Origin of the sequence: Microvirga sp. BSC39, assembly GCF_000739015.1 — a bacterium.
Taxonomy (GTDB): domain Bacteria; phylum Pseudomonadota; class Alphaproteobacteria; order Rhizobiales; family Beijerinckiaceae; genus Microvirga.
The window spans coordinates 1-24,153 of record NZ_JPUG01000047.1; the positions used below are offsets into that span (position 1 = coordinate 1).

At 61.6% G+C, this 24,153-nt stretch carries 21 protein-coding genes and 1 tRNA gene; 10 read left to right on the forward strand and 12 right to left on the reverse strand.

What is annotated here, in order from left to right; genetic code table 11:
* The first annotated feature begins 50 nt into the window (after window positions 1–50).
* Window positions 51–872 (forward strand): IS5 family transposase, encoded by an 822-nt coding sequence (locus MA07_RS05835; RefSeq protein ID WP_036345733.1) that lies wholly within the window; start codon window positions 51–53, stop codon window positions 870–872.
* A gap of 17 nt (window positions 873–889) precedes the next feature.
* Here MA07_RS05835 and MA07_RS29500 read toward each other — a convergent pair whose 3' ends face one another.
* A complete protein-coding gene (locus MA07_RS29500; protein WP_152568751.1) occupies window positions 890–1,153 on the reverse strand; it encodes a hypothetical protein in 264 nt (87 codons plus the stop codon).
* Between the two features lie 1,020 nt (window positions 1,154–2,173).
* Between MA07_RS29500 and MA07_RS05840 the strand changes: the two genes are divergently transcribed.
* Entirely contained in the window at window positions 2,174–3,508 is a 1,335-nt protein-coding gene (locus MA07_RS05840) for a hypothetical protein (RefSeq protein WP_152568752.1), read from the forward strand.
* Window positions 3,509–4,094: 586 nt separating this feature from the next.
* Here the strand turns inward: MA07_RS05840 and MA07_RS05845 are convergent.
* The gene (locus MA07_RS05845) at window positions 4,095–4,601 is read right to left on the reverse strand and encodes a response regulator (protein WP_348270398.1); all 507 of its coding nucleotides are present in this window, start codon (window positions 4,599–4,601) and stop codon (window positions 4,095–4,097) included.
* 1,101 nt (window positions 4,602–5,702) lie between these two features.
* Between MA07_RS05845 and MA07_RS05850 the strand changes: the two genes are divergently transcribed.
* A tRNA-Arg gene (locus MA07_RS05850) sits at window positions 5,703–5,779 on the forward strand.
* A 405-nt stretch (window positions 5,780–6,184) separates the two neighbouring features.
* Here the strand turns inward: MA07_RS05850 and MA07_RS05855 are convergent.
* The 9 genes from MA07_RS05855 to MA07_RS05890 all read right to left on the reverse strand — a co-directional run bounded on the left by MA07_RS05855 (window position 6,185) and on the right by MA07_RS05890 (window position 14,482).
* The gene (locus MA07_RS05855; protein ID WP_152568753.1) at window positions 6,185–6,517 is read right to left on the reverse strand and encodes a hypothetical protein; all 333 of its coding nucleotides are present in this window, start codon (window positions 6,515–6,517) and stop codon (window positions 6,185–6,187) included.
* A gap of 138 nt (window positions 6,518–6,655) precedes the next feature.
* Window positions 6,656–6,844 carry a hypothetical protein gene (locus MA07_RS29505; RefSeq protein ID WP_152568754.1) on the reverse strand — a complete coding sequence of 63 codons (189 nt, stop codon included), beginning with the start codon at window positions 6,842–6,844 and terminating at the stop codon, window positions 6,656–6,658.
* Window positions 6,845–6,969: 125 nt separating this feature from the next.
* A complete protein-coding gene (locus MA07_RS05860; RefSeq protein WP_036347973.1) occupies window positions 6,970–7,149 on the reverse strand; it encodes a YqaE/Pmp3 family membrane protein in 180 nt (59 codons plus the stop codon).
* A gap of 62 nt (window positions 7,150–7,211) precedes the next feature.
* Window positions 7,212–7,976: an SDR family oxidoreductase gene (locus MA07_RS05865; protein WP_036347975.1), complete on the reverse strand. Its 765-nt coding sequence runs from the start codon at window positions 7,974–7,976 to the stop codon at window positions 7,212–7,214.
* The gene (locus MA07_RS05870) at window positions 7,973–9,214 is read right to left on the reverse strand and encodes an acyl-CoA dehydrogenase family protein (RefSeq protein WP_036347977.1); all 1,242 of its coding nucleotides are present in this window, start codon (window positions 9,212–9,214) and stop codon (window positions 7,973–7,975) included. Before MA07_RS05870 ends, MA07_RS05865 begins: the two co-directional genes overlap by 4 nt.
* A 71-nt stretch (window positions 9,215–9,285) precedes the next feature.
* Complete coding sequence (locus MA07_RS05875) at window positions 9,286–10,434, reverse strand: acyl-CoA dehydrogenase family protein (protein ID WP_036347979.1); 1,149 nt, start codon at window positions 10,432–10,434, stop codon at window positions 9,286–9,288.
* Window positions 10,435–10,554: 120 nt separating this feature from the next.
* Window positions 10,555–11,751 (reverse strand): pimeloyl-CoA dehydrogenase large subunit, encoded by a 1,197-nt coding sequence (gene pimC, locus MA07_RS05880; RefSeq protein ID WP_036347981.1) that lies wholly within the window; start codon window positions 11,749–11,751, stop codon window positions 10,555–10,557.
* Window positions 11,752–11,798: 47 nt separating this feature from the next.
* Window positions 11,799–13,463: a dicarboxylate--CoA ligase PimA gene (gene pimA / locus MA07_RS05885; RefSeq protein WP_036347983.1), complete on the reverse strand. Its 1,665-nt coding sequence runs from the start codon at window positions 13,461–13,463 to the stop codon at window positions 11,799–11,801.
* Between the two features lie 5 nt (window positions 13,464–13,468).
* The gene (locus MA07_RS05890; protein ID WP_036347985.1) at window positions 13,469–14,482 is read right to left on the reverse strand and encodes an NADPH:quinone oxidoreductase family protein; all 1,014 of its coding nucleotides are present in this window, start codon (window positions 14,480–14,482) and stop codon (window positions 13,469–13,471) included.
* Window positions 14,483–14,745: 263 nt separating this feature from the next.
* On the opposite strand from MA07_RS05890, the gene MA07_RS05895 reads away from it, so the two are divergent.
* The 3 genes from MA07_RS05895 (at window position 14,746) to MA07_RS05905 (ending at window position 19,116) form a co-directional block, all read left to right on the forward strand.
* Window positions 14,746–15,948 (forward strand): acetyl-CoA C-acyltransferase, encoded by a 1,203-nt coding sequence (locus MA07_RS05895; RefSeq protein WP_036348052.1) that lies wholly within the window; start codon window positions 14,746–14,748, stop codon window positions 15,946–15,948.
* Between the two features lie 81 nt (window positions 15,949–16,029).
* Window positions 16,030–18,099 (forward strand): 3-hydroxyacyl-CoA dehydrogenase NAD-binding domain-containing protein, encoded by a 2,070-nt coding sequence (locus MA07_RS05900; RefSeq protein ID WP_036348053.1) that lies wholly within the window; start codon window positions 16,030–16,032, stop codon window positions 18,097–18,099.
* A gap of 18 nt (window positions 18,100–18,117) precedes the next feature.
* Entirely contained in the window at window positions 18,118–19,116 is a 999-nt protein-coding gene (locus tag MA07_RS05905; protein ID WP_052002881.1) for an alpha/beta hydrolase, read from the forward strand.
* On the opposite strand, the gene MA07_RS05910 is transcribed toward MA07_RS05905, so the two are convergent.
* The gene (locus MA07_RS05910; protein WP_052002882.1) at window positions 19,014–20,306 is read right to left on the reverse strand and encodes a TetR/AcrR family transcriptional regulator; all 1,293 of its coding nucleotides are present in this window, start codon (window positions 20,304–20,306) and stop codon (window positions 19,014–19,016) included. The two genes, MA07_RS05905 and MA07_RS05910, sit on opposite strands and share 103 nt — an antisense overlap.
* Before the next feature lie 429 nt (window positions 20,307–20,735).
* Here MA07_RS05910 and MA07_RS05915 point away from each other — a divergent pair, with 429 nt between their 5' ends.
* From MA07_RS05915 to MA07_RS05930, 4 genes are read left to right on the forward strand one after another with little or no spacing between them, the layout of a single operon-like run.
* Window positions 20,736–21,602: a branched-chain amino acid ABC transporter permease gene (locus MA07_RS05915; protein WP_036347987.1), complete on the forward strand. Its 867-nt coding sequence runs from the start codon at window positions 20,736–20,738 to the stop codon at window positions 21,600–21,602.
* A complete protein-coding gene (locus MA07_RS05920; RefSeq protein WP_036347989.1) occupies window positions 21,599–22,615 on the forward strand; it encodes a branched-chain amino acid ABC transporter permease in 1,017 nt (338 codons plus the stop codon). Before MA07_RS05915 ends, MA07_RS05920 begins: the two co-directional genes overlap by 4 nt.
* Window positions 22,608–23,372, forward strand: a complete 765-nt coding sequence (locus tag MA07_RS05925; RefSeq protein ID WP_036347991.1) for an ABC transporter ATP-binding protein — start codon at window positions 22,608–22,610, stop codon at window positions 23,370–23,372. The genes MA07_RS05920 and MA07_RS05925 overlap by 8 nt, the downstream gene beginning before the upstream one ends.
* On the forward strand, window positions 23,359–24,066 hold the full coding sequence (locus MA07_RS05930; RefSeq protein ID WP_036347993.1) for an ABC transporter ATP-binding protein: 708 nt from the start codon (window positions 23,359–23,361) through the stop codon (window positions 24,064–24,066). The genes MA07_RS05925 and MA07_RS05930 overlap by 14 nt, the downstream gene beginning before the upstream one ends.
* Window positions 24,067–24,153: the final 87 nt, after the last annotated feature.

The window sequence follows — 24,153 nt, forward strand, 5'->3', positions numbered from 1 at the left end:
GAATGTCGCAGTGGGTTAGATTGGGCTAGTCTTGAGTCCACATGAGCCGGATGTGGACCAAAGAGCATCGTGAGCGCCAGAAGGCCTTTGAGCGGCAGCGCTACCCGACCGACCTGACCGATGAGGAATGGCAGCGGATCAGGCCGATCCTGCCTCAACCCACCCGGCGTGGCCGCAAGCCCAAGGTGGATCTGCGCGAGATCCTCAACGCCATCCGCTATCTGGCTCGCACCGGCTGCGGCTGGCGCATGCTGCCGCATGAGTTCGGGCCGTGGCAGACGGTGTATTGGTGGTTCCGGCGCTTTGTCCGCCGCCTGCTGTTCCAGACCCTGCACGATGTCGCTCTCATGCTGGACCGCGAGCGCTCAGGCCGGGAGGCGAGCCCGACGGCTGGCGTGATCGACAGCCAGACGGTCAAAGCGCCTGCAGCCCCGGGCGGAGGCGGCTATGACGCGGCCAAGAAGGTGAAGGGCCGCAAGCGGCACATTGCAGTGGACACAGACGGGCGCCTGCTCATGGTCAACCTCACAACCGCCGACATCCAGGATGCTCAAGGGGCCGAGCAAATCATCAAGGCCGTGCGTCAGCGCTGGCCGTGGCTCAAGCACCTGTTTGCCGATGGGGCCTACGACCGTGGGCGGCTGATGAGCGAGGCGGCTTACCGGGATTTCGTGATCGAGATCGTACGCAAGCTGCCCGACCAGCAGGGTTTCCAAGCACTGCCACGCCGGTGGGTTGTGGAGAGAACATTCGGCTGGATGACGCGCTGGCGCCGGCTGGTGCGCGACTACGAAGAGCACTGCGACGTCTCCGAGGCTATGATCGGAGTGGCCATGAGCAGCCTCATGCTCCGCCGCATCGCTCATCCGTAGCAATTCTCAAACGGGCACTAAGTCTCAGCGTCGTTAGCCTCATCAGTAAATGGCTTCGATGGAAGCCGCCCTTCAAGCGCACAAATAATCTTGTACTTATCATCCGTCAGCGACTTGTAGACAGATATGAGCATGAACCACAGGCAACAGACAGCAATTCCGGTCAATGCAATGATCGGTACTGGAAAATATTCGGAACTAAGCCTTACACTTAGAATATCTGCTTTTGCGCCAATCAAAGCGAAGATAGCGGTATTGATAGTAACATAAAACGTATTCATTCCTTGTCGTCGAGCGCGAACCCTGTCCCACATTTCGACAGCAAGCTTATATTGTTCAACTTCAATGTCCCGGGTCTTGGCCCTGTCAATCTCAGTGGTTGCTTGGCTAGGTGCTTCCAGAGGCGCAATTACAGCACTAGCTCCTGTTCAAGATGCAACGATATGCGATGAAGTCTGACTTACAAAGCATTGATCTGCTTAGAGCCTTTCTCCTAGCCCAGAGCAATGCCACATTGCTGAACCGTTATGCATGATCGCTCTGTTAACTCAGACCTTCGCTAAGCCCACGCCTAACCCAATCACTGCCTAAGTGAGGCCATGGCTCAGCCCAAGGATGATCTGATGGGCTTGGAGTACGTCTTGTTAGGCGAGTAACTCACCCTGACACTAACCCTTTGAGGATCATGGTGTGATTATAGATAGGCCTAGCCCTGAGCCTAGAACATTTTGACACCCATTTGAGTGACACGATCTTGCTCAATCTTGGTCAACCGGACCGCTCATGTGACCTTTGGACAAAGGGTCGCGCTCTTACCTGATCGAAGCGAGCTAAGCCCAACACTGATTTGATAGGTCTAATCCTGAGGCTCAGTCATTTCGACTACCACTAGCAATACAATGTGCTGAGCCTCGCTGAACCAGACTGCTCACTCAGGGGCATGACACATCCCTTGGGGTTTTGGGGTTCTTCCCACCACGAAGAGCAGCAGCCTAACCATCGGGCAGACCAAATCATTATGACTACCAACCGAATAATGACGAACTCTAGTCGTGTTAGACCAATACGGTTAGGTACGATGTATGTAATAGATTGTTAGGTCGAAGGTGAGGGTGAGATTAAACCTAATCCCATCCTCCCCTCTTCTCCAATAGATTCCTTATTCAGAATCTCTACCCACCAACACACCTGCTGATTCATAAAAGGCTGCGATATATGCCTCTCGTCAGGCCACGATGCCTTGCGTCCTGCTTATCCAGGTGAGCATCCCATCAACATAACCAAAAAGGATCAATCCGTGCATGACGGATACAAACCCGTTTACCCCTACCCTATCCAATCACCCATTCTTCAACCCTGATCTTATCCCCGCTGAGGGTCTTAATGAGCTTTGCAAGCAGCTTTGGCCTTTGGTCATGACTTACCTTCCTGAGAGCCGGAAGAAACCTTATGGAGTGGAATATGTCTTCCGATCCTTGATAGCTAACTTCGTGAGCGCAATGCAGGTCGGTGAGCAAGTGCTGATCGTGCCGAGGAACAAGAGCTTCTTTCCGGCCAAGAACCGCTACCGACCCGATAAGGCAACATACGGGAGTACTATCAAGGCGCTGGAAGCAATGGTTTCATCAGGGCTGATCACGCAGGATCTTGGATCAGGCAAACACAAGATCACTTGCAATTATCATGGCGCCTACAAATGCGTCAGGGAGGCTACACGGGTCAGGCCCACTGACGACCTCACCCGACGCCTCACACCTCTCCTGACGGTCCCCATCCATAGCCTCACCCGATGGCGAGACGATACAGAGGTCATCCATCTGAGAACCAAGACGCAAGACAGGAGCAAAGGCTCATCAAGTCAGCAAATGCTTTACTGCGATACACCTATGACCAAAACCTTTCGTGGTGAGGTCAGGCGGATCAATCGTCACCTTAAGAATCACTCCTCTCATTATGACGGGAAGCTCAGGGTCAACCTGATGCACGACCATGTTGCCCGCATCTTTAACAACGGTGACTGGAACCAAGGCGGAAGACTCTACGATTACTGGCCGATGAACTTACCCAAAGGTGAAAGGCATTACCTCAGCATTGACGGTGAGCCTCTGGCTGACTTGGACTTCGGATCATGCTTCGTCGCTCTCCTCCATGTCTATGATGGCACAGAGTTTGACCCTGATGCTCCTGATCCCTTTAAGATCGAGGGCTATGAGGAGTTGCGGGATGCAATCAAGCAATGTGCCTACTCCATCCTCAACGCCTCTCGTCGGATAAAGAACTATCCTGAGGACGTTGCCCAGGAGGATGGGTCAAGACCTCCGTTGCGATGGAGGGAAATGGAAGAACTGATCTTCGTGCATATCCCTCTCTTCCAGCAGTACGCTTACACCGCTGTGGGTTTGACGCTCATGCGGAAGGAAAGCGACATTCTCGTCGCGGTTCTGCTGGACCTGATCGAGCGAGGCATTGGGTTCATTCCCATGCACGACGGGATCATGGTTCCTGAGTCCAAGAAGCAGATCACTCGCGACCTGATGCTCAGGCATTATCGAGTCATCACAGGTCAGGGCATCCGGATCAGAGAGAAGGCGATCAGGAAGCCTTCCAATCACGAAGTGGGGCTATCCTACTCCTGACAAGCCGAACGCCGCCTTTGCCCTGCGCCTCACCCATTACAATCACAACCTAATAGCCAGTGATCCTCGTCGATCCCGGCTTTTCCTTTTCAAACCCGATCAATCGAGAACATCAATGAACATTACCATCCGTCCACTGGTCCGGGGGCACTTTGCTGCGTTCCTAGGTCAAAGACTGCTCTGCGAGAGCAAGACACCGTTCTTTACCTCAGCCCGTACCCTGCGAGCCGAGGGTGTACCGGACAACACACCCATCATCATGAAACATGAGGGTTCACCTATTGTCGCTATGAGGTCCACGATAGGTGAAGCCGCGAGTAAGATTGTCCATGAAACCGATAGAGAAGGACCGAAGCTCAAACGCTACCGACCTATGTCGAACCTAGTGCCACGCCAGCGGGTGAGGCAGGAGGCTAGGACGCCTGATATGAAACGGGAAGTACCAAGAGTTAGCCGAGCGCCTATCCAGCTTTCTTTCATCGCGCCTCAGCTATTCGGTGATCACGCCTCATATTAGGACGCAGCCCTCTCAGAAGCCAACCATTGCAACTGAGAGGGTGCTGACCTGTGAGTTTGTCAGGGTATTTTATTGGATCGTTTGGCGAGTAGCCTTCTCAGCTTCAACCAGCACGTCCAGTGCCCTCCACGGCTTGGGCATAAACCTCACATCCCTCAACGCTTTCTCATGCTTGTCTTCAAGGGGAGCACCAGAGGTAAGGACTGTCCGCACCCAAGGCCATTTCAGTCTGACCGTCCGCGCAAGGTCTACACCGTCCATAAGACACGGAAGCCTCACATCAGAAAACAGGAAGGCGACCTCATCCGCATGATGGTGCAGGTAGTGCAAAGCCTCCTCGCCGCTGGAAGCCTCAACAATATCTAGATCAGTTTCTTCCAACAGTGCGGCGGCTAGTGACCTGAGTTCTACATCGTCCTCAACAATCAGCGCTTTCGGGCTCGGCTTGTATTGTTGTCCCATAAGGCAGGCTTCCCCTGTTTGAGTAAGAGCTTTTGCGTTGCTCTTCGTATGAGTTGAACAAATCGTAGAACCGCTGAGGCACAGGCAGTTTGAGAAGCTCGCTGTATGTTTCACGAACATAGCGATCCACTGCGGGAGCCAAGGTAGAAAGGGTGTTAGTACGCGACAATCCAATGGTGTTCAGGCTCATAGGAGTGAGAACCCTCGGTATGGCCTCTGCGGCGTGCTATAATGAAACGGGTGATTAACATATGACAGTGATCACCGAACCGTGAACAGCTAATAAGGTTCCAGCTTGGCAATAAGATATTTGGCAGAACATAGTCGTATTGCTCAGGAGCAGAAGCTTCATCAACTTAACTACTGAGCGAACTCACCGCCTGACCAACAGGGGCTTTGAGCCATGGATGTAGCGGTATCATTGATGATGATCTTTGTTGCCGTAGCAGGATTATTTGTACCGTCGATTTGGTTTAGAAGACGGTCTGCCCAGATTCAGCCGACAAGTTCTGCTCATTCAAACAGGGAAACAGCCCAGCAACTGGCATCGCCCGGCCCTGATCGATTCATCCCGATGCCAGACTATCTCAGGACGAGGGAAGAAATGGTCGCTTGGCTAATTCATGAATTGCCAAAGCTAACCTCACGGCAGCACGAGGTAAGGAAGTAGGATAGTTGCCAAGTACACGAGCAAGGCAAGGACTGGGGTCAGAATAACAACGGCGAGGATTAGCAGAAGCGTGACGTTGAGCAGTCTCATGGCAAGGCTCCCGCACAGCGATATGTGCAGCGTAGCGATAATCTTGACCCTAAAAGGGCATAGCCTTGGCCAAACAAAAGAGGCCCCGTGAGTGGGACCTCAGTTTACTAAAGGGAGTGACCGATGCGATCAGTCGGGACCAGTCTCAGCCTTCAACTCACATCGGTCAATTCACGTATCCTTACTGATAATGAAAGGAATGTTCGTCTACGTGCGGCGGGACACTGGTCCTTGAAATTTTTCTGCAAAAATCTCTGAGCCTATCGTGAGACCTTTGTTCAGAACGGTTCCCCCAGTGGGGTGGGGCTCAGCCTGTCACAACGGTTGTCACAGTGAGTGTGACAAATCGGCTTTGAACTCATGCGCTAAACCTCTTGCCAAGGTATGCGAGGCTGCTACCTTAGGCAGTGTAACTGACTGGATTTACTGACTGTTTCTCAGGCGAACCGCCGCAAGCACCCGTAGCTCAGCTGGATAGAGCGTTGCCCTCCGAAGGCAAAGGTCACACGTTCGAATCGTGTCGGGTGCGCCACTTCTCAGCTCGTTTGGAGCAAGAGGTCAGGCACAACAGGTCGCTCCCTCCAAGACAGCTATTAGCCCTGACGGACGTTGCGATCAGCAACAGAGATATCCGGGATCAGTGGTCCTCGGACAATTCATGTCTCTCGAACGAACCTACTTCCCGATGAAAGCGGAGGCTAGGATCGTTGTGGCGTAGGCTGAGATCACGAAGAACGGGCCAAGCACCGAAGCCGACACAAGCAGGACAAGCGAGTTCTTGAGGGTACGCATCGTGAGGCTCCTATACCTTGGAGCCTCGACCTTAGGGACGATAGGGTTAACCTCAGGCTAACCTTGGCAAGAAAAATTGGCCGTGAGGTATAAGGACCCTCGCATGCGCCGGGAGATCGGCCGACATGCGAGGGTCCGAATGCGATCAGTCGCAGCGGCGAACGCGCCGGGTGACAGAACCGCCCCAGCGATCCTCTTCCACGATGGTGACATTCCGGCAGTTTTCTTCGTAGGCGCCATAGCGCCGCTCATTGCGGCGGGCGTCACGCCGTCCTTGCTCGTAGGCACGCTCGGCATCCCGGCGCTCACGCCACCGCTCGCGCCGCTCGCGTTCCTCCTGCTGAGGATCACGAACGCCGATCTGAGGGCGACCGTCGGGGCCGATGCCGAACTGAATCGCCGGCTGGGCCATTGAGGGCGTGCCGATGAAGAGACCAGAACCGATGGCAGCTACAGCCAAAAGGGCAAATTTTCTCATGGGTTCAATTCCTTAGGTGATCGCGACGTAACGTCCGATGACTAGGGCGGTTCCAACCCACAGCCGCGTCGCGGCACCTTGCCTCACACTCAAAGCAGAGTTCTGACGTTCTGATCTTGAGCGATCTTCTTCAACGACTCAGGCGTTGAAACGCTTACGAGGAGACGGATCGGGAGATTTCAATCCTTCTCCCGCGCGCGATCTCTGACCTGCACGAACCTGTTGCTCACCTCCGGCGAAGCCTTCCTGCCGAATGATCGGCCGGCATGGCTTTGCTGAAAGATCAACCGTGATCTGGCGTCCGGAGATGGGATCGAAAATCGTCATCAAGGTCTGCTCTCGTCGAGGCGCGAGGGTGTCGCTGCCTGCATGAGAGAAACGGCCGAACCTGCGCACCGTTCGGATGACAGATCCCGCGATGTGCGCTCCAGCACCAGGGGAGACTAAGGGCTTCAGCGATACGGCGAAGGGTTCCGCCTAGCGATAATCCAGACCGCGTGGACGATGCCGGGAATGTAGCCCAGAATCGTCAGCAGGATGTTGAGCCAGAACTGACCGCCAAGGCCCACGGTGAAGAACACGCCGACCGGTGGCAGAAGAATGGCGAGGATGATGCGAAGCAGGTTACCCATGGGCCCAGGTCTTGATGACGATCATGAGTGGAACGGGATCGCGCCTCTCCTGTTCCACTCCGTCATGCAATCGTGACGCCGCCATCCACGACCACGGTCTGGCCGGTCATGAAGCTTGATGCCGACGAGGCCAGGAAGGCGGCCACGGGGCCGATCTCGTCGGGGGTGCCGATCCGGCGCAGGGGCGTCTGGCTGTTGCGCTGCTCCAGGGCCTGCGGGTCCTCCCACAAGGCGCGGGCGAAATCCGTCTTGACCAGGCCCGGCGCGATGCAGTTGATCCGCACATTTTGCGGCCCCCATTCCACTGCGAGGTTGCGCGCGAGGGCAAAGTCCGCCGCCTTCGAGATCCCGTAGCCGCCGATTACCCCCGTGCCCCGCAGTCCCGCGATCGACGAGACGATCACCACCGCGCCGCCGCCCCGCTCGGCCATGTCCGGCATCACGAGATTGCAGAGCCAGAGATTGCTCTTCACGTTGGCGCCCATGATCTTGTCGAAGGCCTCGTCGCTCAAGGAGCTCATGGGGCCGTAGACCGGATTGACGGCAGCGTTGCAGACCAGGATGTCCACCGGCCCGAGACGCTCCCGTGTCTCGGCGACGAGCGCTTCGACCTCAGCTTTGCGCGAGATGTTGCAGGCAATGGCGATGGCCTCTCCGCCTCTCTGGCGGATGCCGTCGACCACAGGCTCGCAGGCTTCGATCTTGCGGCTCGACACCACCACCTTCGCGCCAAGCGACGCCATGGTTTCCGCAATGGAGCGGCCGATGCCGCGGCTCGAGCCAGTGACGATGGCGACCCTTCCAGTAAGATCGAAGGGGTTTGTCATGCGGCAGGCCCTGCATTGTGCGGCCGGTCGGCGGCCTTGTATTTGGAGAACTCGATCTTGGCGATGGTCTCGCGATGCACCTCGTCGGGGCCATCCGCGAGTCTCAGCACGCGGGCGCGGGCATAGGCGTAAGCCAGGTGGAAGTCTTGGGATACGCCGCCGCCGCCGCAGACCTGGATCGCCCGGTCCACGACCTTCTGCGCCACGTTCGGGGCCACCACCTTGATCATGGCGATCTCGGCGCGGGCCGCCTTGTTGCCGACCTCGTCCATCATGCGCGCGGCCTGCAGCGTCAGCAGGCGAGCCTGGTCGATCTCCATGCGCGACTCCGCTATCCAGTGGCGTGTCACGCCGTGATCGGCCACCTGCCTGCCGAAAGTGCTGCGCGACAGGGCCCGCTTGCACATGGTCTCCAGCGCGCGCTCGGCCAAGCCGATGGAACGCATGCAATGGTGGATGCGGCCTGGGCCCAGCCGCCCCTGCGCGATCTCGAAGCCGCGCCCTTCGCCGAGCAGGATGTTGGAGGCGGGCACGCGCACGTTCTCGAACAGAACCTCCGCATGGCCATGCGGCGCGTCGTCATAGCCGAAGACGGTGAGCGGACGCACCACCGTCACGCCGGGCGTGTCCATCGGCACCAAGATCATCGATTGCTGCTGGTGCTTGGGCGCATCCGGGTTCGTCTTGCCCATGACGATGGCGATCTTGCAGCGCGGGTCCATGGCGCCGGAGGTCCACCACTTGCGCCCGTTGATCACGTATTCGTCGCCCTCGCGGCGGATCTCGGTGCGGATGTTGGTGGCGTCCGACGAGGCCACCTCCGGCTCCGTCATGGCAAAGCACGAGCGGATCTCGCCGTTCATCAAGGGTTTGAGCCAGCGCTCCTTGTGCTCCTGCGTGCCATAGAGAATGAGCGTCTCCATGTTGCCGGTGTCTGGCGCGGAGCAGTTGAACGGCTCGGCCCCGATGGGCGAGCGCCCCATGATCTCGCACACCATGGCGTATTCGAGATTCGACAGGGAATCCGGATAGTGGCGCTTAGGCAGGAACAGGTTCCACAACCCTTGAGCTTTGGCGCGCTCCTTCAGATCCTCCATGACCGGCGCCACGCCCCAGCGGTTGGGCATGGCGTTGAGCTGCTGCTCGAAGATCTCTTCCGCCGGATAGACATGGGCCTCCATGAATTCCGTAACGCGGTGGCGCAGGTCCTCGGCCCGCGGGCTTATGGGAAACAGCATCGACGTCTCCTCCGAATCATTATGTCGCATTTTCCCAACGGCGAACCGGGTCCACTTCGCCTGAAAATGCTTTAGGCCGCCATCAGGCCGCCGGTTTCCGCAAGCTTCGACAGATGATGATCGGCATCGCCGAACAGGGTGTCGATCATCGTCACGCGCTTGAAGAGGTGCCCGACCTTGTATTCCATGGTCATGCCGACTCCGCCGTGCAGCTGGACCGCCTGCTGCCCCACGAAGCGGCCGGAGCGGCCGATCTGCACCTTCGCGGCCGAGATCGCCTTGCGGCGCTCTTCCGGATTCTGTTCCTGGGCCATCATGGCGGCAAACATCGCCATGCTGCGTCCCTGCTCGAGGGCGATGAACATTTCGGAGGAGCGGTGCTGCAGCACCTGGAACGACCCGATGGTGGTGTTGAACTGCTTCCGGGTCTTCAGGTAATCGACCGTGAGCTTGAGCATCTCGTCCATGGCGCCGATGGCCTCGGCCGCGAGGGCCGCGATGGCGATGTCGGTCACCTTCTCCACGACCGGCAGAGCGCCTTCCGGATTGCCGATGACATTCTCGGCATCGACGCGCACGGATTCCAGCGTCACCTCGGCGGCGCGCTGCCCGTCCTGAGTGGGATAGCCGCGTCGCGAGACGCCGGGCGCATTCGCATCGACGAGGAACAGGCCGATGCCGTCGCGGTCGCGGCGTGAGCCTGCAACGCGCGCGGTCACCAGGATCTTGTCGGCGCTGTCGCCGTGCAGCACGACGCTCTTCTGCCCGTTGAGGATGAAGCTGCCGCCGTCGCGCTGTGCTGTTGTGCCGACATCGAAGAGATCGTAGCGCGACTGCCGCTCCGTATGAGCGAAGGCGAGGCGAAGATCGCCCGATGCGATCTGGGGCAGGTGAGTGGCCTTCTGCTCCTCGCTGCCGCCGTGGTGCAGCAGGCCGCCGCCGAGAATGACGGTGGCAAGATAGGGCTCGAGCGCCAGCGAGCGACCGAAAGCCTCCATGATCGTCATGGTCTCCACGGGGCCGCCACCAAAGCCGCCATGGGCCTCGTCGAAGGGCAGGGCGAGGAGGCCCAGCTCCGCATAGGCGCTCCACAGCGCCCGGCTCCAACCCTCCGGCTCCTTGGCATAGCGCTGGCGGTTCTCGAAGTCGTAGCGGTCCGCCATGAGGCGGTCGACGCTGTCCTTCAGAAGGCGCTGTTCTTCGCTGAGATCAAAGTCCATGTCTTGTCTCCTTGTCATTCCCGGCCGGAGCGCAGCGGAGGGGAAGGAAATCCATCAATTCGAGTGTGCGGGTGGATCCCCTTCCCGGCCCTTTCGGACCGCCGGGGATGACATTCATCGTCAGAATCCCAGGATCGCCTTGGCGATAATATTCTTCTGGATTTCGTTGGAGCCGCCGTAGATCGAGATCTTGCGCCAGTTGAAGTAGGTCGGCGCGGCGGTGCTCGCCCAATCGGGTCCGTCGGTGGGCTCGTTGCGGCCTTCCTCCTCCGGGTGGTACGGCATGGCGAAGGGGCCGACGACCTCCATCAGCAGCTCGGTGGTCGCCTGCTGGATCTCGGAGCCCTTGATCTTGAGGATCGAGGAAGCCGGATCGGGCTTGCCCTTCTCGCGCCGGCTTTCGGCCGCCACCACGCGCAACTGCGTCATCTCGAGAGCCTTCAGCTCTACCTCGACAGCCGCGAGCTTCTCGCGGAAGCGCGGAATCTCGATGAGCGGAACGTCCCCGATGCGCTCGACGCTCGCGAGCTCGCGCACGCGCTTCAGGCGCGCCTTCGAGATGCCGATGCGGGCGATGCCCACGCGCTCGTTGCCGAGCAGGAACTTGGCGTAATCCCAGCCCTTGTTCTCCTGGCCGACGAGGTTCTCGACCGGCACGCGCACGTCGTCCAGGAACACCTCGTTGACCTCGTGCCCGCCGTCGATGGTCTGGATCGGACGCACGGTGATGCCCGGCGTCTTCATGTCGATGAGCAGGAAGGAGATGCCCTCCTGCTTTTTCACGGAGGAGTCGGTGCGGGCCAGACAAAAGATCCAGTCCGCATGCTGGGCCAGCGTGGTCCAGGTCTTCTGCCCGTTGACGATGTAGTGGTCGCCCTCACGCCTGGCCGTGGTCTTGAGCGACGCCAGATCGGAACCGGCACCGGGCTCCGAGAAGCCCTGGCACCACCAGTCGTCGAGATTGGCGATGCGCGGCAGGAAGCGGCGCTTCTGATCCTCGTTGCCGAAGGTGTAGATCACCGGCCCGACCATGCTGACACCGAAGGCGAGCGGCTCGGGAGCCGGGGCCTGCTGCAGCTCGTCCCGGAAGATGTACTGCTTCACCGGGCTCCAGCCGGTGCCGCCCCATTCCACGGGCCAGTGCGGCACGGCCCAGCCCTTGGCATTGAGGATGCGGCTCCAGGTGACGAGGTCGTCCTTGCTCGGATGATGGCCCTCGATCATCTTGCGGCGGATCGAGTCGGGCAGGGCGGTGCGAAAGAATTCGCGAACCTCGTCGCGGAAGGCGAGCTCCTCATCGGTGAAGCGCAGATCCATGGGCGATATCCTCTAGGCAGAGAAACGAAGGGAATGGGGACGGCTGGTCATGGGGCGGCGTTCTCCGCCTTGCGTCGCTCGGCATCGCGCAGCTCGATCTTCGACAGCTTGCCGACCGAGGTGCGCGGAAGCGCCTCGCGGATTTCGAGTGCGGCCGGCATTTCGTGCTTGCCGATCTTGTCGGCGAGAAACGCCTGCAGGTCTTCCAGGGTGAAACCGGGCGCATTGTTCTTCAGCTTCACGAACACCTTGGCAGCCTCACCCCGATAAGTGTCAGGAATGCCGATCACGAGAGCCTCCTCGACCTGCGGGTGCTCGTAGACCGCCTGCTCGATCATCTGCGGGTAGACGTTGAAGCCGCCGGAGATGATCATGTCCTTGCGGCGGTCGACGATGAAGAAATAGCCGTCCTCGTCTCGATAGCCGATGTCGCCGGTGAGAAAGCCGTCCGGGGTGAAGGCCTCGGCCGTCTCCTTCGGCTTATTCCAGTAGCCGCGGCTGACATTGAGACCGCGGACGCGAAGCTCGCCGGTCTCGCGCACGCCGAGCACCCGGCGAGGCTCGTCAAGGGATACGATGTCGAGCTCGACGCCCGGCATGGGGATGCCGATGGAGCCCGGTTTCGGCGGTCCTTTGAGCGGCAGGTTCGTGCCGGCCGGAGAGGTTTCCGTCATGCCCCAGCCGCCGAGAAGTCGCTGCCCTGTCAGGCGATGGAAGCGCTCCCCCACCTCGACCGGCAGCGGCGCTCCGCCGGAGCTGAGATGGATTACGGAAGAAAAGTCGCGGTTCTCGATCCCCGGATGATTGGCGAGCGCGATCCACATGGTGGGAACGCCCGGGAAGGCGGTCGCCCGCTTCACCTCGATATCCCGCAATGTGGTCTCGGGGTCGAAGCGCAGGCGCAGCAGGATCTCGTTGCCGTTCTTGATCTGCCGCAGCAGGATCGTGGTCAGGGCGAAGATGTGGAACAGCGGCAGGGCGCAGATCACCTTCTGCTCGCCGGGGCGCGTATTCAGCTGCGGGCCGAACCACGCCTCGTACATGGCGACCGCCGCCGTGAGATTGCCGTGGGTGAGAATGGCACCTTTCGGCGTGCCCGTGGTGCCGCCGGTATATTGCAGCAGCGCAATGTCGTCCGGCGTGATCGCAGGCCATTGCGCAGGCGCAGCCGCATCGCGCGTGAAGGCCTCGAAGGTGATGACATCGGACCGCTCGGGGATGGGCATGACAGGTGCCGGGCACGGTCCCCAGACGGTATCCTCGCCGACGATCAATAGATCCACATGGCCTGCATCCAGGAGCTTGAGAGCCATGGCCAGCATGCTGGCGAGATTGGTGGTCACGAGAATGCGTGCGCCGCTGTCGTGCAGCTTGTGCGCCAGCTCCCGCTCGGCATCGAGCGGGCTCAGGTGAGCGAGGCGGATCCCGGCCTTCGCGGCGCCGAAGAAGCAGTAAGGGTGATAGGGCGTGTTGGGCAGATAGAGCGCAACTGCTCCGGTCGCGTCGATTGCTGAGCGGAGGAGGGCGGCAGCGAACGCATCGGCCTGACGGCCGATCTCGGCATAGCTGATGTGCCGGTCCCGGTATTCGATGGCAGACCTGTCGCCATAGGCTTCTACTGCGTCATCGAGGAGCTTGGGCAGCGTCGACGGCACAATGGGAGCATCCCAGCGGACGCCGGGCGGATAGGAGCGCTCCCAGGGAAAGGCCATCCGGCTCATGATGCGTCCGCTCCGTCCATGGTGACGACGATCTTGCCAAGAGCCTTGCGCGCGCTCAAGGCCGCGATGGCCTCGCCGGCCCGGGCCAGAGGAACGCGCTCGGAAATCACCGGCTTGATTGTCCCGCCCGCGTAGAGATCGAGAAGTTCTCGCAGATTGGCCGCGTTGGCCTTCGGGTCGCGTCGGGCGAAGGCGCCCCAGAACACGCCGACGATCTGGCAGGATTTCAGCAGCGGCAGGTTGAGGGGAAGCTTCGGGATCCCGGCCGGAAAGCCGACCACGAGAAAGCGGCCTTCCCAGGCGATGGCGCGTAAGGAGGCTTCCGAGTAGTCGCCGCCCACGGGGTCATAGATCACGTCGGCGCCGTTTGGGCCGCATACAGCTTTGAATTGCTCGGCGAGAGCCTTGAGGCCGTCCTTGTCGAAGGGACCGGACGCATACACAAGTGTTTCGTCGGCGCCGTGCTTCTTCGCAAGCGCAGCCTTCTCGTCCGAGGAGACGGCGGCGATCACCCTTGCGCCCATCGCCTTGCCGAGTTCCACGGCCGCGAGCCCCACGCCTCCGGCCGCGCCCAGCACCAGCAGCGTCTCTCCCGCCTTCAATTGGGCCCGGTCCTTGAGAGCGTGATAGGAGGTGCCATAGGTCATGACGAAGGCGGCGGCCTCGTCGAAAGGCATGGCATCCGGCATCGGGATGCAGCGATCGGCAGAGAGGGCGAGCTTCTCGGCCATGCCGCCCCAGCCGCAGGAGCCGATCACCCGGTCGCCGGCTTTCAGGAAGGACACACCTTCGCCGACAGCCTCGACGATGCCGGAGACCTCGCTGCCCGGCGCGAAGGGGCGCTCCGGCTTGAACTGGTAGCGGTCCTCGATGATCAGCGCATCGGGATAGTTCACCCCGCAGGCCTTGATGGCCAGCAGGATTTCTCCCGGCTTCGGGCTGGGATCGGCCACGGATTCCAGCACGAGCGTCTCGGGTCCGCCCGGCTGTTTGCTGAGTAGGGCCAGCATCCTTCGCTTCCTCCCCAGAAAGCGCAATAATCTTTATGGGAGGTAGGGTATCGCCGCCGTTTCCAGATGCAAGCCGATTTTTCGAAAAACTGTGGTGCCGCGAATTTTCCTCATATTTTCAAAAGGATTTGGGCTAGACAAAAACATACCGCTTTTGTCATTAATAACACCAGACAAGGTCAGGAGCGCTCGCCGCCGCCGGCGTCGGGTCGCTTGGAATGAAGGGGCTGCAACCGCCCCAGCGATCCAGGGAGGATCCCAAGATGCGTGAAGCTGTCATCGTTTCCACGGCCCGCACCCCTATCGGAAAAGCCTATCGCGGCGCCTTCAACGACACCCAGGCCCAGGCCCTCGGCGGCCATGCCATTGCCGAGGCCGTGAAGCGCGCCGGGATCGATCCGGGCGAGATCGGCGATGTGGTGATGGGAGCTGCGCTGCAGCAGGGCTCGACCGGATCGAACATTGCCCGTCAGGCCGCCCTGCGGGCAGGCCTCCCGACGACCATTGCCGGCATGAGCATGGACCGGCAATGCGCCTCCGGCCTGATGGCCATCGCAACAGCCGCGAAGGAGATCGTCGTCGACGGGATCGACGTTGCCGTAGGCGGCGGCCTCGAATCGATTTCCCTCGTCCAGAACGAGCATGCGAATCGCTACCGCGCCAAGGACCCCGCCCTCGTGGAGACGGTTCCGGCGCTCTACATGAGCATGCTCGAGACGGCCGAAACCGTGGCCGACCGCTACGGCATCTCCCGCGAGGCGCAGGACGAATACGCCCTGCAATCGCAGCAGCGCACCGCCCAGGCCCAGGCCGAAGGGCGTTTTGCCGCCGAGATCGTTCCCATGACGACCCGCATGGTCGTGGTCGACAAGGCTACGGGCGCCACCTCCCAGCGGGAGATCACGCTCTCGCAGGACGAGGGCAACCGCCCGCAAACACGGCTCGAGGACCTGAAGGCGCTGAACCCGGTGTTCAAGGACGGGCTGCGCGTGAAGGAAGGCCGCTTCATCACGGCGGGCAACGCCTCGCAGCTGTCGGACGGCGCGTCGGCGGCTGTTCTGATGGAGGCCAAGGAGGCTGAGCGGCGCGGCCTGCAGCCGCTCGGTGCCTATCGCGGCATGGCGGTGGCCGGATGCGATCCGGACGAGATGGGCATCGGGCCGGTCTTCGCCGTGCCGAAGCTGCTCAAGCAGCATGGCCTGACGGTGGACGACATCGACATCTGGGAGCTGAACGAGGCCTTCGCCTGCCAGGTGCTCTATTGCCGCGACCGGCTCGGCATTCCCAACGAGAAGCTCAATGTCAGCGGCGGCGCCATCTCCATCGGCCATCCCTACGGCATGTCGGGCGCACGCATGACCGGGCACATCCTAGTCGAGGGCAAGCGCTGCGGTGCGAAATACGGCGTCGTCACCATGTGCGTGGGCGGCGGCATGGGGGCTGCCGGTCTTTTCGAGATCTACTAAGACACGTCTTCAAGACTAGCGCACCGAATCAGGGGAGAAAACAGCATGAGCAGCGCGGCCGAGACGAGTTCCGCAACCCCCATCAATCCCGTCGTCGAACTGAGACGCGACGGCGAGATCGCCGTGCTCGCCGTCAACTCGCCTCCCGTGAACGCGCTTTCGGCGCAGGTGCGCGAGGGCATGGTGGAAGGCATTCGGGCAGCCGGCGCTGACGCGAGCGTCAAGGCCGTAGTGCTGCATTGCGAGGGCCGCACCTTCTTCGCCGGTGCCGACATCAGCGAGTTCGGCAAGCCGCCGAAGCAGCCGATGCTGCCCGAGGTGGTGGACTTCATCGAGGCCTCGTCGAAGCCGGTGGTCGCCGCCCTTCACGGCACGGCTCTCGGCGGCGGACTCGAGACGGCGCTCGCCTGCCATTACCGCGTCGCCGCGCCTTCCGCGAAATGCGGCTTTCCGGAAGTGAAGCTCGGGCTGCTGCCGGGTGCCGGCGGCACACAGCGCCTGCCGCGTCTCGTTGGTCCGGAGCGTGCCATGGAGATGGTCACCTCCGGCAGCCCGATCTCGGCCAAGGCCGCCAAGGAGATGGGCATCGTCGACGAACTCGTCGATGAAAACGATCTGCTCGCCAGCGCCATCGCCTTCGCCCGCAAGGTGGTTGCCGAGAACCGGCCGCTGAAGAAGGTGCGCGACCTCGACGACAAGATTGCGGCAGCCCGCGGCAAGCCGGAGGTCTTCGAGGCGTTCCGCAAGGCCAATGCCCGCAAGTTCCGGGGCTTCCAGGCGCCGGAATACAACATCCGCTGCATCGAGGCGGCCGTGAACCGGCCCTTCGACGAGGGCATCAAGCTGGAGCGCCAGCTGTTTCAGGAACTGGTGAGCGGCGAGCAGTCGGCGGCGCAGCGCCATGTGTTCTTCGCCGAGCGCCAGGTCTGGAAGATCCCTGACATCTCCGACGACACGCCGACCCTGCCGGTGAAGAAGGTCGGCATCATCGGCGCCGGCACCATGGGCGGCGGCATCTCGATGAACTTCGCCAATGCGGGCCTGCCCGTCACCATCGTCGAAGCCAAGCCCGAAGCCCTGGAGCGGGGCCTCGGCGTCATCCGCCGCAACTATGAGAGCACGGCCAAGAAGGGCCGCATGAGCATGGACGACGTGGAGCGCCGCATGGGGCTCCTCACCGGCAGCTTGAATCTGGAAGACCTCGCCGATTGCGACCTCATCATCGAGGCCGTGTTCGAGAACATGGCGATCAAGAAGGAGATCTTCTCCAAGCTCGATGCCATCGCCAAGCCCGGGGCGATTCTGGCCAGCAACACGTCCTATCTCAACGTGAACGAGATCGCCGCGATGACGAAGCGGCCGGAACACGTGCTCGGCATGCACTTCTTCTCGCCGGCCAACATCATGCGGCTGCTGGAGGTCGTGCGCGGCGAGAAGACCAACAAGCGGGTGGTCGCCACCGCCATGCAGCTCGGCCGCCAGATCGGCAAGATCGCCGTGCTGGTGGGCGTCTGCCACGGCTTCGTGGGTAATCGCATGCTCGAGCCGCGCCAGCGCGAAGCCAACCGCCTGATCCTCGAAGGTGCCATGCCGTGGGACGTGGACCGGGTGCTCTATGAGTTCGGCTTCCCCATGGGGCCTTTCGCCATGGCCGATCTTGCCGGCCTCGACATCGGCTGGTCGCGCGAGACCTCGAAGGGGGAGACCGCGCGCGAGATCCTGTGCGAGCAGGATCGCCGCGGCCAGAAGACGGGTGCGGGCTTCTACGATTACGACGAGAACCGCAACGCCAAGCCATCCGGGCTCGTGGAGCAGATCATCCTCGATCTCTCGGCCAAGAAGGGCATCGAGCGGCGCACGATCTCCGATCAGGAGATCTTGGAGCGCTGCGTCTACACGATGATCAACGAGGGCGCGAAGATCCTGGAGGAGGGCATCGCCATCCGCTCATCCGACATCGATATTGTCTGGATCAACGGCTATGGCTGGCCGGTCTATCGCGGCGGCCCGATGTTCTACGGCGAGCAGGTGGGTTTGGGCAAAGTGCTCGACCGGCTGCGTGCCTATGAGGCGCAGTACGGAGCGGACTTCAAGCCGGCTGCGTTGCTCGAGCGCCTCGTCGCCGAGGGCAAGGGCTTCCGCGATCTCTGAAGGAGGATCGCTCCTGCCATGAACGACACGGCTCCCGAACCGCGGCGTCAGACACTGCTTGCATCGCTGGCCGGCGCACGTCCGAGCGCGCCGGGCTGGTTCGATCGGGCACTTTCGGATGCGCCGGAGCGGGGCTTCACGGAGGCGGCAGGCGCCAGGATCGAAACGCTCACCTGGGGCGAGCGTGGCAGGCCCGGGCTCCTGTTCCTCCATGGCAACGGGGCCCACGCCGATTGGTGGAGCTTCATCGCGCCGTTCTTCTCTGTCGATTATCGCTGCACGGCCTTCTCCTGGTCGGGCATGGGCGGGTCGGACCGGCGCGAGCGCTATTCCTTCGATATCTTCGTCGAGGAGGCGATGACGGTTGCCGAAGCGACAGGGTTGTTCGACAGCGAGGTCAGGCCCGTCTTCATCGGCCATTCCTTCGGGGGCTTTCCCATCATCGAGGCCGCCGCGCAGCACGGGGAGCGCCTAGCCGGTGGGATCATCATCGACACGCCGATCTTCTCCCCCGAGCGTCGCAAGGAGCGCAAGGAGAAGGGAGCTGCCTGGGAGATGCGCCCGCACAAGATCTACCCGACCTTGGAGGATGCCCTGAAGCGCTTCCGGCTCGTGCCGGCTCAGCCTTGCGAGAACCTCTTCATCGCGGATTTCATTGCCCGGACGTCGCTGACCCAGGTCGAAACCCCGGAGGAATCCGGCTGGACCTGGCGCTTTGATCCGTATCTCTGGCGCGACTACGAATGGGAGGATCCGGCTCCAGCCCTGTCGGCTCCGAAATGTCCTCTCGCGGTTCTGCTGGGCGCCCATTCCACCCTGATGCAGGCGGGGGACATCACGCGGATGCGCAGCATCCTGCCGCCCGGCACCCCGGTGATCGACATCCCGGAGGCCTACCACCATGTACCGATCGATCAGCCCCTCGCGCTGGTCGCGACGCTGCGCGCCGTGCTGGCCGGCTGGGCCTCGGCTTCCGCCTCGGGCGAGAACACACCGACGAACAGGGGCCGGGCGTAGATATCCGCCGCCGTCTCCCGCGTGACGCCTGAAATCCAGCGCTCGAGCTCCGCCGCCGCATTGATGGCGCTGTCGACCACATGGGCCGCCACGAAGGGATCGAGCGGGCGGATCGAGCCATCCACCATACCGTCGACCACGAAGCTGCCGAAGCGCTGAGCCAGACGGTCCATGGTGCGCTTGGTCTGGCCCCTCAGGCCTTCCGGCAGAGCACTGAAGGCGGAGATGCGCAGCAGCGGGCCCTGATCGGAGATCTGGTAGCGGATCAGCTCGTTCGTTGCGGCGCAAAGACGATCCCAGCCTGTTTCGCCGTCCGCTTCGGCCGCCTGCTGGACCTGCCGCACCACCGCAAAGGTGCGCTCGAAGCAGGCTGTCACGAGGTCGTCCTTGTTGTCGTTGTGATGGTAGAACGACCCCTTGGTGACGTTCAGCCGGGCCGAGATCTTCTCCACGGAAGCCCCGCGATAGCCCTGCTCGTTGATCAGGATGGTGGCCGACCGCAGGAACGCTTCCGGCGACACCTCCTCGACCGAGGGCCAGGTCATCTGCGGCAGCACGGTGGGGCGCCACGCCGCTTGCGGGGTGGCGAGCCCGTGAATCAGGATATCGCCGATCCTGTCCGCGACGCGCCGATAATCCTGGGGCTCGTAATGGTCGATCCAGTGCCGGACGCCGTGCATGACGGAGATCAGCAGATGGGCGCGCGCATTCTTCTGGGCGCGGCTCAGGGGCGGCGCACCGTCGAGATCGTACAGGCTGCGCAGGTGCCGGAACATCTGGTTGTAGGTGTCGAACACCAGCTCCACGTGCGGGCTGGTGAGCGACCGCATGTCGCTGAAGCTCATGAGCGGCGGCCGCTCTCCCGAGGCGCTTTCCGCCAGCCTCTCGCAATACAGCCGCAGGATGGTCCGCAGGCGCTCCTCCGGGGTGTCCTGCTGCAGGGCGGCGGCGATGAGCGCGTCCAGCGCTTCGATGGAGCGCAGGAGGCAGGCCGTCGCCAGTTCCTCCTTCTTGCGGTAATAATAGGTGACGCTGTTGGTGATCAGCCCGACGCTCTGGGCCACATCGGCCAGGGTCGTCCCCTTCAATCCTTTTTGGTTGAAGAGCTGGACGGCCCCATCGAGGATGGCCTGTCGCTTCTGCTCGTACCGCTTGGTCTGGCGCGGAAGAGCGTTGGAGGTCGGCGTCATGGCAGTTTCGTGGCTCCTGGCCCGAGGGCAGGCCCAAGCCCGCCCATGGTTGAGCTCCTAACACGAATTGGCCCCGGGAGCGATGCCCCGAGTGCAACAGTTCGACTGTACCGGTTATTCTAAGAGGGAGTCGAGGATGAATTCCGGGCTGTCGGAAATCGGTGCAATTCCGCTTCCATGATCCGTTGACGAGGCCATGGTCTCGTGTCAGTCTCCTCTCAGACACAGGACAGGGCCAATGAAGCCCTGCCAGCGGTGCGAGCCTGAAAAGGACCGTACCGTTCATTCGAGAGGAAACGATCCGAGGAGCCCGGTTCGTCCGGTTTGAGGGTTCGGTGCCGCAAGTCACAGGCCCTTGAGTCCTGCCCCAGCCAGGCAGGAATGCGGTCGAGCATGGGAGCCCGGAGCCCAGGAGGAGGACGCGGCTCCTTGAACATCTTTTTTCAGCAAGTTCTGAACGGGCTGACGCTCGGGAGCGTCTATGCGCTCGTGGCCCTCGGTCTCACGCTCGTCTACGGGATTCTCCACATCCCCAACTTCGCCCATGGCGCCCTGTACATGGTCGGCGCCTACATGGCCTTCTACCTCGTGGGTTCGCTGGGTGCGAACTACTGGATCGCCATGGCCGGAGCGGCGCTCGTCGTGGCCCTTCTCGCGGTTCTGTCGGATCGCCTGATCTTTCATCGACTTAGAAACGCACCGCCCCTGCACGACATGATCGCGGCGATCGGCCTTCTCCTGTTTCTGGAGGCCGGCATCCAGGCGATCTGGGGCGCTGAATTCCACCGCCTTGCACCGCCTTATCCGCAGATCGTGCGCCTCTTCGATCTCGTGGCGCCTGCGCAGCGTCTGATTATCATCGCGGCGGCGTTCGGCCTGATGTTCATGCTCCATCTCTTCCTGACCCGCACGCTCACCGGCTCCACGATCATCGCCATGGCGCAGAACCGGGAAGGAGCCTCTCTGGTCGGCATCGATGCCACCAAGGTTTCGGTTCTCACCTTCGCTATTTCCGGCGCTCTGGCGGCCGTGGCTGCGACGCTCTTTGCGCCCATCAACCTGATCTACCCGTCCATGGGACATCTGGTGATCATGAAGGCTTTCGTGATCATCATCCTGGGCGGCATGGGCAGCATTCCGGGTGCCATCGTCGGGGGCCTCGTGATTGGGTTCGCGGAGAGCTTCGGGGCCTTCTACGTCTCCACGAACTACAAGGACATCATCGCCTTCGCGCTGCTCGTCCTGATCCTGTCGTTCCGGCCCCAGGGCCTCTTTCCCAGCGGAGCCCGGGCATGACGTCGAAGACCTTGCAAAAGCCTCTTCTCGCCGTCCTGCTGGTTCTGGCTATCGTCTTCCCGATGCTTGCCGCGAACGACTATTACATCTACGTGATGTCGCTCGCCTACATCATGGCGATCGCCGCGGTGGGGCTCAACCTGATCCTGGGCTACACGGGTCAGCTCAACCTCGCGCATGCGGGCTTCATGGCCATCGGCGCCTACACGGTCGGTATCCTGACCGTCGATTACGGCGTGCCCTACTGGATCGCCTTTGTGGCCGCTGGATTCCTGAGTGCGATCATCGGCTTCTTCGCCGGTCTCCTGTCGCTACGGCTGAAAGGGCACTTCTTCTCAATCTTCACCCTCTGTGTCGGCTTCATGATCTATCTCATCATCGAGAAATCGGATGCACTGACCCATGGAACGGTGGGCATCATCGACATTCCGGCACCCACCGGCATAGGCCCTATCCGCTTCGACAACACCTGGTCGCAGTATTACCTCGTGCTCTTCTTCCTCGTGGTGAGCCTGTGGCTCATGAGCCGGATCGTGAATTCGCTGCTCGGCCGCGCCTTCATCGCCATCCGCAACGGTGAGGACTTGGCCGAGACGCTTGGCATCAACCTGATGCGCACCAAGGTTCTGGCCTTCGTGCTCTCCACCTTCTACGCCGGCATGGCCGGTGCGCTCTATGCCGGCTTCGTGCGCTTCATCGGCCCGGCCATGGCGCTGGAGAGTCACACCTTCGACATGATCGCCTTCATCCTCGTCGGCGGCATCGGCACCCTGTTCGGGCCGCTGCTCGGCGCTGTCCTGCTCACCTGGCTGACGCAGTCCCTGCAGTTCCTGCAGGATTTCCGGATGATCGTGTTCGGCCCGCTCCTGATCCTGCTGGTCATGTATTTCCCGCAGGGCCTCATCGGCTACTGGCGCGAAAGGCAGGCACGGCGGGCGGCAGCCTCCATGCAGGACAGGCGCCTCCAGCGCTCCGTGATCGGCTCGCAGCAGGAGGTCAGCACCAATGCTTGAGATCCAGGGCCTGACCAAGCGCTTCGGCGGTCTGACGGCCGTGCGGGACGTGACCACCACCTTCGAGAAGAACCGCATCAACGCGATTATCGGCCCGAACGGCGCCGGCAAGACCACGTTCTTCAATCTGGTGAGCGGCTATCACAAGCCCACCTCCGGACGCATCATCTTCGACGGGCAGGACGTGACGGGCTTGCGTCCCGATCAGGTCGCGAAGCTCGGAGTCGCGCGCACCTTCCAGTCGACCACCCTGTTCGACAAGGCCACGGTGCTCGACAACCTCATCGTCGGGCATCGGCTTCGTACCGCCTCCACCTTCTGGGACGTGGTTCTCAATACGAAGCGCCTGAAAGAGGACGAGCATCGCTGCCGGGCCAAGGCCGAAGAGGTTCTCGATTTCGTCGGGCTCTCCTCCGTGGCGCACCATCTGGCGGCGGACATCTCGCAGGAGGAGCGCAAGCGCGTGGCGTTTGCCCTGGCGCTCGCCACCGATCCGAAAATCGTGCTGCTCGACGAGCCCGCGGGCGGCGTCAATCCGGAGGAGACGCTGGGTCTCGCCGAACTCATCCGAAAGATGATCCGCAAGGGACTGACCGTGTGCCTGATCGAGCACAAGATGGACATGATCATGAGCCTTGCCGACAAGATCGTGGTGCTCGACCACGGCGAGATGATCGCCGAGGGAACGCCGGCGCAGATCCGGTCCGACCAGCGCGTGATTGAGGCTTATCTGGGAGCTGACTATGCTGCGGCTTGAGGGAGCACAGCTCAATTACGGCAGCTTCCGCGCGCTCGACGGAATCTCGATCCATGCGGAGCCGGGCGAACTCGTGGTGATGCTGGGTGCCAACGGCGCCGGCAAGAGTTCCCTGTTCCTGGCCATCAGCGGATTGCGCAAGCTCAGCCGCGGCAACATCTGGTTCAGGGACCAGAACATCGCCGGGCGCAAGCCGTCGCAGATCGTGCAGTCCGGGGTCGTGCATTGCCCGGAAGGGCGCAAGCTCTTCCCCGAGATGTCCGTGCGCAAGAACCTGCTTCTCGGCGCCTACGTGCATCGCCAGGACAAGAAGGAATCCGAGAAGATCCTCGACCAAGTCTTCGAGATGTTCCCGATCCTGTACGAGAAACGGCACGACATGGCCGGTTCCCTGAGCGGTGGTCAGCAGCAGATGGTGGCCATCGGCCGCGCCCTGATGGGGCGGCCGCAGGTGCTGCTGCTGGACGAGCCGTCGCTCGGCCTCGCGCCTCTGGTGGTGAAGCAGGTGCTCGGCGTCATCAAGGCGATCAACGACAAGGGCACGACCGTGCTGCTCGCCGAGCAGAACGCCTATGCGGCCCTGCAGATCGCCCATCGCGCTTACGTCATCGAGAGCGGCCGGATCGTCATGGAAGGCGACCGGGACACCCTGCTCAACGATGAGCGCGTTCGGAAAGCCTATATCGGCGCCTGACCCGGCGCCGGTTGTGGAAGCCTGCGAGCCCAAAAGGTTCGCCAACAGAGAGACGGGAGCCGATTGCGGTCGAACTCCTGCCCCGTG